Origin of the sequence: Streptomyces aurantiacus (assembly GCF_001418335.1) — a bacterium.
In the GTDB taxonomy this organism is placed as follows: domain Bacteria; phylum Actinomycetota; class Actinomycetes; order Streptomycetales; family Streptomycetaceae; genus Streptomyces; species Streptomyces aurantiacus.
In genome coordinates this window covers 1-12,520 of sequence record NZ_LIPP01000105.1, presented here as the reverse complement: position 1 = coordinate 12,520, position 12,520 = coordinate 1, and the positions used below count along the sequence as shown (strand labels likewise).

At 71.0% G+C, this 12,520-nt stretch carries 10 protein-coding genes and 1 pseudogene; 6 read left to right on the top strand and 5 right to left on the bottom strand.

Annotated features, from left to right (window positions below; all coding sequences use genetic code 11):
• Together AOK01_RS45085 and AOK01_RS15550 are read left to right on the top strand one after the other, a co-directional pair.
• Positions 1 to 288, top strand: a 288-nt coding sequence (locus tag AOK01_RS45085; protein WP_245702269.1) for a DUF742 domain-containing protein, incomplete at its 5' end; no start/stop codon positions are given.
• Positions 269 to 850 carry a GTP-binding protein gene (locus tag AOK01_RS15550; RefSeq protein ID WP_006375305.1) on the top strand — a complete coding sequence of 194 codons (582 nt, stop codon included), beginning with the start codon at positions 269 to 271 and terminating at the stop codon, positions 848 to 850. The genes AOK01_RS45085 and AOK01_RS15550, both read left to right, overlap by 20 nt.
• 156 nt (positions 851 to 1,006) lie before the next feature.
• On the opposite strand, the gene AOK01_RS15545 is transcribed toward AOK01_RS15550, so the two are convergent.
• The gene (locus AOK01_RS15545; protein ID WP_055511930.1) at positions 1,007 to 4,150 is read right to left on the bottom strand and encodes an NACHT domain-containing protein; all 3,144 of its coding nucleotides are present in this window, start codon (positions 4,148 to 4,150) and stop codon (positions 1,007 to 1,009) included.
• 166 nt (positions 4,151 to 4,316) lie between these two features.
• Here AOK01_RS15545 and AOK01_RS45080 point away from each other — a divergent pair.
• A pseudogene (locus AOK01_RS45080) lies at positions 4,317 to 4,553 on the top strand (transcriptional regulator); the annotation flags it as partial.
• A 114-nt stretch (positions 4,554 to 4,667) separates the two neighbouring features.
• Here the strand turns inward: AOK01_RS45080 and AOK01_RS15535 are convergent.
• On the bottom strand, positions 4,668 to 5,306 hold the full coding sequence (locus tag AOK01_RS15535; protein WP_055511928.1) for a TetR/AcrR family transcriptional regulator: 639 nt from the start codon (positions 5,304 to 5,306) through the stop codon (positions 4,668 to 4,670).
• 63 nt (positions 5,307 to 5,369) lie between these two features.
• Here AOK01_RS15535 and AOK01_RS15530 point away from each other — a divergent pair, with 63 nt between their 5' ends.
• Positions 5,370 to 6,260 carry a ketopantoate reductase family protein gene (locus AOK01_RS15530; RefSeq protein WP_245702268.1) on the top strand — a complete coding sequence of 297 codons (891 nt, stop codon included), beginning with the start codon at positions 5,370 to 5,372 and terminating at the stop codon, positions 6,258 to 6,260.
• A 101-nt stretch (positions 6,261 to 6,361) separates the two neighbouring features.
• Here the strand turns inward: AOK01_RS15530 and AOK01_RS15525 are convergent, their stop codons facing one another.
• The 3 genes from AOK01_RS15525 to AOK01_RS15515 form a co-directional block, all read right to left on the bottom strand.
• Positions 6,362 to 6,556: an acyl-CoA carboxylase subunit epsilon gene (locus AOK01_RS15525; RefSeq protein WP_055511926.1), complete on the bottom strand. Its 195-nt coding sequence runs from the start codon at positions 6,554 to 6,556 to the stop codon at positions 6,362 to 6,364.
• 75 nt (positions 6,557 to 6,631) lie between these two features.
• Positions 6,632 to 8,224, bottom strand: a complete 1,593-nt coding sequence (locus AOK01_RS15520) for an acyl-CoA carboxylase subunit beta (RefSeq protein WP_055511924.1) — start codon at positions 8,222 to 8,224, stop codon at positions 6,632 to 6,634.
• A 154-nt stretch (positions 8,225 to 8,378) separates the two neighbouring features.
• On the bottom strand, positions 8,379 to 10,838 hold the full coding sequence (locus AOK01_RS15515) for a polysaccharide lyase 8 family protein (RefSeq protein ID WP_055511923.1): 2,460 nt from the start codon (positions 10,836 to 10,838) through the stop codon (positions 8,379 to 8,381).
• Between the two features lie 264 nt (positions 10,839 to 11,102).
• Here AOK01_RS15515 and AOK01_RS15510 point away from each other — a divergent pair, with 264 nt between their 5' ends.
• Both AOK01_RS15510 and AOK01_RS15505 read left to right on the top strand, forming a co-directional pair.
• Positions 11,103 to 11,711 carry a YceI family protein gene (locus AOK01_RS15510; protein ID WP_055511921.1) on the top strand — a complete coding sequence of 203 codons (609 nt, stop codon included), beginning with the start codon at positions 11,103 to 11,105 and terminating at the stop codon, positions 11,709 to 11,711.
• A gap of 255 nt (positions 11,712 to 11,966) precedes the next feature.
• Positions 11,967 to 12,461 (top strand): hypothetical protein, encoded by a 495-nt coding sequence (locus AOK01_RS15505; protein ID WP_055511918.1) that lies wholly within the window; start codon positions 11,967 to 11,969, stop codon positions 12,459 to 12,461.
• The last annotated feature ends 59 nt before the right edge of the window (positions 12,462 to 12,520 follow it).

The following is a 12,520-nucleotide window of genomic DNA, read 5'->3' as shown; positions in this document are numbered from 1 at the left end:
TACCAGCTCGCCATCGAGGCACTGGTGCACACCACCGCACAACCGCACCAGATGCAGGGCCAGTTGCCCGAGCATCAGCGGATCTGCAATCTCTGCCGGGAGATCAAGTCGGTGGCCGAGATCTCGGCCCTCCTGACGATCCCTCTCGGCGTGGCCAGAATCCTCGTCGCCGACTTGGCGGAGGCGGGTCTGGTCGCCATTCATCAGCCCGGCGGCGACGAGAACGCCGGCGGTCAGCCAGACGTGACTTTGCTCGAAAGGGTGCTCAGTGGACTTCGCAAGCTCTAGCGGAGGGCCTTCCCGCTCCACCACGTCCGCGAAAATCGTGGTGGCGGGCGGCTTCGGCGTGGGCAAGACCACGTTCGTCGGGGCCGTCTCGGAGATCAATCCGCTGCGCACGGAGGCCGTGATGACGTCCGCTTCGGCGGGCATCGACGACCTGACGCACACCGGGGACAAGACCACCACGACGGTGGCCATGGACTTCGGCCGCATCACCCTGGACCAGGACCTGATCCTGTACCTCTTCGGTACACCGGGCCAGGACCGCTTCTGGTTCATGTGGGACGACCTGGTGCGCGGCGCGATCGGCGCGATCGTGCTCGTCGACACCCGCCGCCTCGCCGACTGCTTCCCCGCGGTCGACTACTTCGAGAACAGCGGCCTGCCGTTCGTCATCGCCCTCAACGGCTTCGACGGCAGCCAGCCGTACAACCCGGACGAGGTCCGGGAGGCACTCCAGATCGGCCCGGACACGCCGATCATCACGACGGACGCGCGGCATCGTGCTGACGCGAAGTCTGCGCTCATCACGCTGGTCGAGCACGCCTTGATGGCGCGCTTGCGGTAATCGGGGTTCCCCGAGCGTCAGATGGGGGCGGCAGCCATTCAGTGGCTGCCGCCCCCATCTGCGTTGTCATCTGCATCCGTGCCTACAACTTGCTGGTGTTCGACGGGATCGACGAGGTGGATGTGGCCGGCCGCTCGGTGCCGGGACGGGGCGGCCTCACACCCGGTCGTCGCTCGTGGACGATTCCCCTTCCGGCTCGGGCAGGGGCTCGCGATCGCGGCCCGTCCGTGCGCGCTCCATGTCCGCCCGCGCGTGGATCAGCAGGGCCACCGCCTTGATCATGGCCGCCAGGCTCATGCCGATCGCGGTGCTCAGCGCCCCGACGGCGGTGATCACCTGCGCCGTCTCCGACGGGCCGAGCGACGTGCTCGGCCGGTCGTCGAGGAGGGGCCGGCCGCTCACGTAGGCCAGGGCGTACGCGGCCACCGCGACGGCGGTAAGGCACACGAGCCTGCGGACGTCGGGGCGGTCGTCCGCGCTCGGCGCCGCTGTGGCGGCCAGGCGGCGTTGGAGGCGCTGGTGGCGAAACTCGTAGCGGGCGCCCGACTGACGCAATACGCCCCGGCGGTGGGCGTCTTCCAGGAACGTCATCAGCCGCCACGGAGCCCTGCCCGTCAACGCCAGCCAGCAACGGGCCGTGGCCGTACGGCCCCATGCGCTGAGCGCGAGCGCGGAGGTGCCGACGGGCACCCACAGTTCCGTGTGCATGGTGCCGAGGGTGCTGCCCCGTCCGGTCGCGGCGATCAGGAGCAGGCACACCGAGCCCGCCAGCAGGGCGGCGACGGCGCTGCGGGCGAGGGTGGCGGTGCGGTCGGTACGCAGGGTGCTGCGCGGGCCGACGGCACGGATGGTGTCGGAGGGAGTGTCCAGGGCGCGGTACACCCCGGACGCGCAGCCGCCGATCATGCCGACGAGCACCCCGAACGCCACCAGTGGGCCGACGGCGTCAAGGACGACGGATGTGGCGTCCCGGCGCACCAGCCACAGCCTGACAGGGTCGGGCAGGGCCAGGACCAGGTTGTGGGCGTCCACCGGCTCGCCCCGCCCGGCGGCGGACGGGTCCGGCCAGTCGGTCACCCAGCCGCCGTCGGGAGAGGGCCGGATGGTCAGCCGGCCCTCGAACGTGTCGATCTTGTCGTCCCGGGAGATCCGTGCGCCCTTCGCCACCGCGAAGGGCTCGTCCAGCGCCGACCGCTTGACGAGCAGGACGTGCCACGGTTTCGTCGAGTGGACGGTGCGCTCGCCGTCCGCCGTCCTCGCCAGCCGCCAGCCCGCGATCTCCTTGCCGGCGTTCCAGTTCGGGGCCGAGTGGACCCGTACGGCGGCGAAGGTGCCGCCGATCGCCCCGACCACGGCCCCCGCACAGACCCCGATGAGGGTGCAGGCGACGAGGCCCCGCAGCAGTCCGCGGGCGAAGCCGCGCAGCGCCGTGGCCGGTGCGACGTAGGTCCCGGCCGGGCGGTCGGTCCGGCCCAGGCTCGCCAGGACCAGGCCCGACACGACGCAGGTCGCCGCCGAGACCTGCTCGTTGGTGTAGCCGTAGACCGCCAGTCCGGCGAAGGCGAGCAGGGCGCCCAGCGCGCGCACCGCTTGGGGGCCGCTGGGGCTGCCCGCCCACGGCAGGCCGAGCGGGCCGGGCCGACGGGACAGGCCCGCGACGGCGAACATCATGGACAGGATCAGGCCGAAGCAGCAGCCGTTGAGGTACCAGGAGGGCCGCGGGGTGAGGACGGCGCCGAGCCGGGAACTGACGAGCGGGGGCACCAGCAGCCCGAGGCCCACGCCGACGACCGCCGCCGCGACCGTCGTCCGCAGGGCGGTCCGGGCCAGCCACCGCAGGCCCTGCGCTGTCCGCGGCGTCGGTGGCAGCAAATACGTCAGGCCGACGCACAGGCCGGTCAGGATGCCCGCGAAGTTCAGCACCGCCGACTCCGTGGTGTCCCAGTCGGCGATCACCCCGCCCCCGTGCTTGGCGATGGGCACCAAGAGCGCGGCCGTGGCGAGCGTCGCCCACACGGCGGGGCCGAGGACGCGCAGCGGCCGGGGCATCACGGTGGCCAGCTCCCACCAGGCCAGGCTCCCCGCGGAGTCGGTCAGGTCACGGGCGATGCGGCCCAGCCATCGGTGGGCGGCCTGTGGGTGCCAGCGCCCTCCCGGTCCGGCGAACGCCGTCGGCACGAACGCGTCCAGCAAATGTTCCTCGACGCGTTCCGCCGTGGGGAACCGGTCGGAATCGGTCAGCTCGGCCGGGTCACGGGAGGGGTCCTCGTACACCGTCCGCGCCAGGGTCACCGTCAGCGGCGAGCGCAGGGCCTCCGTCAGCGGCGGGGGAGGGTCATCGAGGACCGGCGCCCAGGCGGCCCCGGACCGTGCGGTGCGCGTCAGGTAGGCGCGAACGGTGGCGGAGTCCAGGGGCCGCAGCCGTACGACCTCCACACCGGTCGGCACACCGCCCCGCTCCACCGCGTCCGCCCAGGCGGCGGTGCGGCTGGTGAGCAGGACGGGTTGGCCGGGGTCCAGTTCACTGTTCAGGGCGTACAGCGCGCTCTCGTACGCGCCCGGCGGGATCTCGTCGAAACCGTCGAGCACGGGCAGGACCAGACCGGCGTCCAGCAGTTCCTGCGCGAGCGTACGGCCGTCCCCCACGGTCGCCGCCAGGGAGCCGTAGTCCTTGGCCAGCCGGTCCGCGAGCCAGCCCCGCAGCGTGGACGCGCCCGGGTCCCAGCCCGCCAGCGCGAACAACACTGGCACCGGGCCGCCCTGCTGCCGTGCCTCCAGCATGCCGAGCACGAACCGTACGGCCATGACGGACTTGCCCGCTCCCGGCTCGCCCAGCACCACCCACCGCCCGGAGCGCACTGCCTTGAAGGCGTCGATGATCCAGGCCGGCCGCTGGTCCTCGTCCCGGGGAGCGGGCACCGGCACGCCGGGGGCCCGGTCGGCGAACGGCGGGCCCACCGGTTCCCACCGCACGGCGAGCGGTTCGGGGTCGCGCAACCGCAGCCGGCGGGCCTCCGCCGACCACTGCACCCGCACCGCGTCGGCGAGGGCGGCGGCGGCCCGCCGCCGCACGTCCTCCGGCGGATCGGCCGGACCCGTCTCCTCGGGGCCCGCGCCGCGCACCAGGTCCACGGCGAAGGTACACACCGCCACGACGGCGGACACCACTGACACCCACATCGAGACGGTGTCCTCACCGCCCCCGCTCACGAGTACGACCGCCAGTGCCACCAGCGCCCCGCACGCCACCGTCAGCCCGGCCCGGCGTACCAGGCGTGCCCGCCGGAAGGACGATCCCATCACCACAGCTCCACCGCACCTCGTCAGTCGATCAGCGGACCACCACGCTGGCACGGCTTTGGAGTCCGATGTGACGAGAATGACCCAGGGTCGTCACCAAGAGTGATGAACGGAGGGCGATTGACCAGACAACGACACATGGGCACTTCACGGGCAGTCGGGGCACACCGACGAGCAACTCATCGAGTCCCTGGTCGAGATGACAGGTGGCCGCACGCGGGGCTGGTGGGAGGAGTACAGGGAGATCCTGCCCTCTGATGCCCTGGACCTCGCCGAGCTCGAACACCACGCAAGGGCCTTGCGGCAGCACCGGGTGTCGCATCGCCTCAAGCGGCAGACCGTTGTCTACGGAGAGGGTGCCACCCCGCTCTCGGCGATCATCCACGAAGCCGCTCTACGGATGAGCTCTGAGTAGCGTTGCATGTGCGGTAACCGAGGGACTTCATCCGCATCCGCGAGAGCGAAAGCCCGACCGAGGTTCTCTCCACCGGTTCGGGCGCTCTGACCCACTCCCGGCCTACCGGCCGGCCCCGGTCGGTGGCGCGCTCATCGCCGCCGCCAGGAACGTGATCGCCCAGCGCCGGGCCGCCTCGCCCTCCGCCGCCGGGGACACGCAGTCCGGGGTGGGCCGGTTGTGGACGTCGACGCGGTCCACGGCCGTCACGGCGAGTATCCCCCGCATCCGGAACCACAGCTCCCCCGGCGAAAGGCCGGGCAGCGCGCGCTCGAAGGCCGCCAGGTAGCGATCACGGAACGTGGCCTCGGCCGCGCCGGTCCAGCTGCGTACCTCCTCGGCCGGGTCGCTGAGGATCGTCACGATCAGCCGGGACGTCCGGGCACCGCCCTCGTCGCCGGCCGTCATCCCGTCGAACATCGGCCCCGCGAACGCCTCCACCAGTTCGGCGACCGACGGGTCCGGGGTGCGGGCGAGCAGTCGGTCGAGCCCTGCGCACTGCGCGGCGTTGATGGGCTCGACCACACGGCGGACGACTGCGGCCATGAGCTCCGCCTTCGAGCCGAAGTGGTACCCGACGGCCGCCAGGTTCGCTCCGGCGAGGTCGGTGATCGCGCGGATCGAGGCGCCTCGGTAGCCGTGCTCGGCGAAGAGGCGCTCGGCCGCGTCGAGGATCTGGGTTCTGGTGTCGGGTGGCCCCATGTGTGCGTACTCTACATACGTTTGAATCAAACGAACGTATGACTGACACGCAGACTGACACGCGTGGGACAGAGGGTTGCCATGAAACTGCTCGTGTACGGCGCCGGAGTCACCGGCAGCCAGCTCGCCGCCCGCATGCATGAGGCCGGGCACGATGCCTCACTCCTCGCCCGGGGCGAGCGCCTGGCCGCCCTGCGCCGGCACGGCGTGCGGTTCGCCGAAGAAGACAGCCCGACCGTCAGGCAAGTACCGGTGCCGGTGGTCGAGCACCCGGCCGGCGGGTACGACCTGGTCGCGGTCTGCGTCCGTACGCATCAGGTGGACGCGGTGCTGGAGTCACTCGTCGGCGTCGAAGGCGACGTGCTGTTCCTGCTCAACTGGGCGGCCGGCCCGCAGCCGCTGGGCGCGGTGATCGGCCACGAGCGGGTGCTGCTCGGCTTCCCCACGGACGGGGGCACGATGGACGACGACGTGGTCCGCTACCGTGCCGCCAATTTCCTGACCCGCCGGGTCGCGATGCCGATCGGCGAACCCGACGGTCGGACCACCCCGCGGCTGGAACGGATCGTGCGGGCGTTGCGAACCGCCGGGATCAATGCCAAGGCGGAGCCGCGGATGGATGCCTGGCTCAGGACGCACGCCGCGTTCTCGGAGCCACTCGGGCAGGCGGCGCACGCGGCGGGCGGCCCGGTGGCGCTGGCCGACGATCGGGACGCGGTCCGCAGCATGCTCCGCCTCATGCGGCAGAACCTCGCCGCCCTGGCGACGCCGCCGGTCCCTCGCGGGTTCGCCGCGTTGCGGACTCTGCCGGAAGGGTTGCTCGTGGCCCTGCTCCGGCGCTTCTTGCGGAGCCCGACGGCCGTACAGAGCGGACTCAGCGACACCTCACCCGCGACGGCGGCCGAACTGCAGCGGCTGGCCGAACAGATACGCGCCGGTACGAGGACCCGCTAGGCATACCGGGGCCCGCGCCCGGAGCACCGTACGAACCCGAAAACAGCAACCGCCGGACAGGCTCCCCGTGGAGTCCGTCCGGCGATGCGGCAAGTAAGTGCTCAGCCCTGCCAGGAGTGCGGCGCCCGGAAGCCCGGGGTGCGCTCCAGGCGGCGCCAGCCGGCCTTCGGGCGGTTCCGGTGGGCCGGGGTCTCCGTCGGGGCGGAGGCCGCGCGGGCCAGGAGGATCGCCGTCACCGCGGCTACTTCCTCGGGCCCGGCGTTGCCCTTCTCGACGCGGATATCAGGAATGTCCATGGGTGTCAGTCTCCGGGAGAGAGAGGTCCGCGCGGTTGCCGCGACGGGTCCTGCGGGTTACCACTGCGCGGGCTGCTACTGCGGCGGGTTTCCGTGCTTGCGCGACGGCAGGTCCGCGTGCTTGGTGCGGAGCATCGCGAGCGAGCGGATGAGGATCTCGCGGGTCTCCGCGGGGTCGATGACGTCGTCGACCAGGCCGCGTTCGGCCGCGTAGTAGGGGTGCATCAGCTCGGCCTTGTACTCCTTGACCATGCGCACGCGCATCGCCTCGGGGTCCTGCGCGTCCGCGATCTGGCGGCGGAAGATGACGTTCGCCGCCCCCTCCGCACCCATCACGGCGATCTCGTTCGTCGGCCAGGCGTAGGTGAGGTCAGCGCCGATGGACTGGCTGTCCATGACGATGTAGGCACCCCCGTAGGCCTTGCGCAGGATCAGGGAGATCCGCGGCACGGTCGCGTTGCAGTAGGCGTAGAGGAGCTTCGCGCCGTGGCGGATGATTCCGCCGTGCTCCTGGTCGACACCGGGCAGGAAGCCCGGTACGTCCAGCAGGGTCACAATCGGAATGTTAAAAGCGTCGCACATCTGGACAAAACGCGCAGCCTTTTCCGACGCCTCGATGTCCAGGACGCCCGCCAGGGCCTGCGGTTGGTTGGCGACGATGCCCACCACCTGGCCGTCGAGCCGGGCCAGTGCGCAGATGATGTTGCGGGCCCAGCGCTCGTGGATCTCCAGGTAGTCGCCGTCGTCGACGAGTTCCTCGATGACCTTGGTCATGTCGTACGGCCGGCTGCCGTCCGCCGGCACCAGGTCCAGGAGCACGTCCGAGCGGCGGTCCGCGGCGTCCTCGGTGTCGGTGGTCGGCGGGTTCTCGCGGTTGTTCTGCGGCAGCATCGACAGGAGGTAGCGGACCTCCGCGATGCAGGTCTCCTCGTCGTCGTACGCGAAGTGTGCGACACCGCTCGTCTCGGCATGCACGTCCGCGCCGCCCAGGCCGTTCTGGGTGATCTCCTCGCCCGTCACCGCCTTGACTACGTCCGGACCCGTGATGAACATCTGCGAGGTCTCACGGACCATGAACACGAAGTCCGTGAGGGCGGGGCTGTAGGCCGCGCCGCCCGCGCACGGGCCGAGCATCACACTGATCTGCGGGATGACCCCGGACGCCCGGGTGTTGCGCTGGAAGATGCCGCCGTAGCCGGCGAGCGCGCTGACGCCCTCCTGGATACGGGCGCCCGCGCCGTCGTTCAGGGAGACCAGCGGCGCCCCGGCCGCTATGGCCATGTCCATGATCTTGTGGATCTTCGTGGCGTGGGCCTCGCCCAGCGCGCCGCCGAAGATACGGAAGTCGTGCGCGTACACGAAGACCGTGCGGCCCTCGACCGTGCCCCAGCCGGTGATCACACCGTCGGTGTACGGCCTCTTGGCCTCCAGGCCGAAGCCGGTCGCCCGGTGCCGCCGCAACTGCTCGACCTCGTTGAACGAGCCTTCGTCCAGCAGCAGCTCGATCCGCTCCCGGGAGGTCAGCTTGCCCTTGGCGTGCTGCGCCGCGGTCGCCTTGTCGCTGGGTCCGCGAAGAGCCTCCGCACGGATGGCCTGCAGCTCGGCCACACGCCCACGGGAGTCCGCGGGCTCGCCGGCCGAGGATTCGGTCTCGTCCAAAACGGTCATGTAGTGACCTTACGAAACCCACCAAGGAAAGCGGGCCGTCGACTCTGCACAGTCTCCGGCCCGTTTTACTGGTAGCCCTGAACAGAACCCCGGCCGCGTGCAGGCGATCCGACTGCTCAGAGGGCCTGTCGCTTGTAGGGGTCACACAAAGCTGTCAGCTGAGAGCCACCTCACATTCATGCGTCTCACATACCTCCCCCGGGGTGACGCGCAGCTTCAGCCGGCGCCCGGTGGCGAGCACCTCGACGCCAGGACCGGACCGTACGACCCGGCGTACGGGCCGGTCCCACACGATCTCCAGCGCCTCTCCGGTACGCGGCGGCTCGCTCACGCAGAGGGTCGCGGTGCGGCCCCGGCTGCGTACGAGCACGCTCGCGGCGGCGGAGGCGGTGAGCGGACCCGCCGTTCCCGGCCGCCAGAAGTTGGCCGCGAGGAACCCCAGGGACGGTACGGACATGGCCTGGCGGCCGGAGTCGTTGGCGAGGATCGTCGGCCCGTGCCGGCCGGCGGCGCGGGCGGCGACCGTGCGGCGTGAGGCGCCCGGCAGTACGACGTAGGCGTACGTGGCGTCCACCGGGTCCGTGCCGTGGTCGAGCCAGAGCGTCTGCCAGCGGCGGGTCCGGCGTTCGGTGGTGCTGGTGGTGTTGATGTCGGACCAGGCGCCGGTGCGGTCCTCGCGGAGGGTTCGCAGGCCCGGCCCCTCCAGGACGACCCAGCCTCCGTGGCCCTCCAGGTGAGCCCACCCGGGACCTCGTACGAGGGTCTGTGTGCCGCCCTCCCCCAGGTTCCGGTTGTCGACGACCGTCTCGACCGGAACGCCGTCCGTGGCGGTGATCCCCGCGCCGAGGCAGACGATCGCGTCGTCCAGGCAGAACCACGACCTGCGGGCCTCCAGGGTCGATCCGAGGCCCCGCAGATGCTGCCCGACGGCCGCGAACTCGCCGTCCGTCGTGCCGCCGACCCAGCGCGCCGCGGGCTTGGGCTCGCCCCACTCACCGCCCGCCCGGTCGGCGAGCCGCTTGGTGGACACGGTCGTGCCGGGAAGCCGGTACCAGTCGACCGTCGGCCAGAACCAGTCCGTGTATTGATCGGATCGACCGGACTCATCGGGGCGGCTTCCGTGTCCGGCCGCCCACCAGTAGAGCATTCCGGCGCCCGTGTGCCAGCCGCGCGGGTTCTCGCCGTTGCCGCACTCGTAGTACGCGATCCGCTCGCTCGCCATGGCAATGTTCGCGGTGAAGCCGGAGCCGGAGCCGGAGCTGGGGCTGCGGCCTGAGCCTTTGCCGCGGTGGACGGCTCGGTCCATGGCGGCGAAGAGGTGGTGACCCACCGGCTCGGGGGCAGCCGGGAGGGGCGAGTCGGCGACCGCTTGCAGCCGGGCCAGGTCGGCGACCCCGAACTGACGTCCCGTCAGGATCGGGGTGACGGTGTCCCGTTCGATCCAGCCCTTGATCCGCCCGTGCCAGCGGTCGCGTTCCGCCGCGCTCGCGCCCTGCGCGAGGAGCGCGATCGCGGCGATCAGCGCCTGGCCGTGGAAGTGGTCGCTGCGCATGACCCGCCGGTCGTCGCTCTTGAGGTAACCACGGCTGATGGCACGCCCGTTGACGCTGTCCATCATCAACCCGTCGTGGATCAGGGGCGCGTACGCCTTCTCCACACTGTCGAGAATGATCTGCTTGCCGGGATCGGTCACCTCCCACTGCGAACCGGCGAGCAGCGCGAAGAGGCGGCCGAGCCCGTCGAGCATGACCTGCCCGTACGTCCCCGAGTACGCGACCCAGGTGTGCTGGACGAACGACCCGTCGGCGTAGAGCCCGTCTCCCGCGGTGACGTAGGGGAAGACCGGCGAGAGGGCGTCCCGGGCGAGCGCGATCTTCTCCGGGGCGCGGCCGAGGATGCCGCGCAGGGCGACGGAGCGGCACAGGTCGACGCGGTTGGCTCCGGTCGAGGTGCCCGAGTAGTCGCGGAGCATGCTGTCGGGGATGAAGTGGTCCACGGCTGCGCAGGCGGCGGCGACCTGTGCCTGCGTGAGCTCGTCGTACAGGGCGGCCACGATGTCCGTGAGGAGGCGGGGGCTGCCGATCTGCCACTCCCACCAGTTGCCGTAACGGCTGGTGGAGGGGTTGTAGACGGTGGCGGAGAGGTGGTCGAGGCCGCGCAGGATGTCCGCGCGCAGGCCCGTGTCGCCGGTGGCACCGGTGCCGTCCTGGACGTACGCCTGCGTCATCGTCCACAACCTGCTGTAGCTCTGGGTGATGCCGGACGGCGGGTCGTACGGGTGGTCGGGCCAGAGCGAGCCGGGCGCCGGGGCCATGGACTCCCGGAAGCCACGGGCCAGTTCGCCGGTCTCGGCGAGCCGGGCGGCGTACGGCTCGGCGGCCGGGTCGTAGTCCGCGCCGAGGGCGATCTCCAGCCAGCGACGGCGGAGCGTGTCGTAGGCGTCGTCGGGGTCGGCGTACACCTCATCGTCGGCGTCGGCGTACGCGTCGTCGCCAGCCGCGCTGTCGGACGCGCCGTCGGACGCGTGCGCGTGCGCGGAGAAGGCGGGCGTGAGGAGCGGCGCGCTCGTTGCGAGCGACGCCGCCAGCAGGAACGTACGGCGGGTGGGAGTCATCTCCTGGCAGCCTCCTGACGGTGGACCGTGCGGGCTGTGGACGCGGTGCGGGGGAGGGAGCAAGGCGATGGTGCCCGAGCTTTACACGTGTCCACCAGGGGGTCAGCGGATCGCCTTAGGAGTAGACCAATGACGACTGATTGCAACCCGGACAACACGCCCTGCTCACGGTTGAAACACGTAGGGAATAGGTCTATGGTCGCCATAGTTGAACTTTAAACAGCTTCGGCGCAGGGCCGGGGCTCGTCCCCCAAGGAGCTAGTCATGGGTATCTTCGGCCGCAAGGACACGGACACCACCACCGCAGCACCCGGCGCCGTGAGCCCCGACCTGGCCGCCCTCACCGGCGACTACACGATCGACCCGTCGCACTCGACGATCGGCTTCGTCGCGCGCCACGCCATGGTGACGAACGTCAAGGGCGGCTTCCAGGACTTCACCGGCAGCCTGCACCTGGACGGCGGCGACCCGTCGCTGTCGACGGCGACCCTCGACATCAAGATGGACAGCATCAGCACCGGTTCGGACGACCGTGACGGTCACCTGAAGAGCGCGGACTTCTTCAAGATCGAGGAGTTCCCCGAGATGACCTTCCGCTCCACCGCGGCGGAGGCCCTCGGCGGCGACGACTACCGCGTCACCGGTGACCTGACGATCCTCGGCACCACCAAGCCGCTCTCCATCGACCTGGAGTTCAACGGCGCCGCGAAGGACCCGTTCGGCAACGAGCGCGTCGGCTTCGAGGGCAAGAGCGAGATCCTGCGCTCCGAGTGGGGCCTGACCTGGAACGCGGCGCTGGAGACCGGTGGCGTGCTCGTCTCCGACAAGATCAAGCTGACCTTCGACATCTCGGCGATCAAGAACGCCGACTGATCCACGTACGGTTTCCGGTCCGCGTACGGTTTCCGGTCCACGTACGGTTTCCGGTTCGCTTTCCGGTTGCGTCCGGTTCTTTCGAGCGCGCCCGTCCTCCGGCTCCCTGGGAGCTGAGGGCGGGCGCGCTTTCGCTGTCGCGCTCAAGCTGCCCGGTCAGGCCAGCCGGTCAGGCCAGCCGGTCAGGAGGGCGATGAGGCCGGTTCGGCGGGAAATTCCGGGGCGGGGCGGCGGCCGGGCCGTTAGCCTCCGGGGATGACATGGCTGCCCGCTGACTTCGTCCATCCGCTGCGCGTCGACGTGCCCGGCGGGCCGCACCTCCGGCCGATCACCGGGGCGGACGCCGCGATCGACTATCCGACGGTGATGGGGTCGCGGGAGCGGCTGTGGTCCGTCTTCGGGGCGGCCTGGGGCTGGCCCGCCGCCACCATCACGTACGAGGCCAACCTGGCCGACCTGGAACGGCACGCGGCCGAGATCGCCGCTCACGAGTCCTTCAACTACGTGCTGCTCGACGAGGCGGAGACCACCGAGTACGGGTGCGTCTACATCGACCCGCCGGAGAAGGCCGGTGCCGACGCCGAGATCTCCTGGTGGGTCGTCGACGACCGGGTGGGGACCCCGCTGGAGCGGGACCTGGACGCGTTCGTGCCGCGGTGGATCGCCGAGGCGTGGCCCTTCGAGCGGCCCCGGTACCTCGGGCGCGACCTGTCGTGGAAGGAGTGGCTGGCCCTGCCGGACCAGTCCTGACGACGGCCCGTACGACCGCGGCGCGTAAGCACGAAAGAGCCGGTACCGGCTCTTTCGTG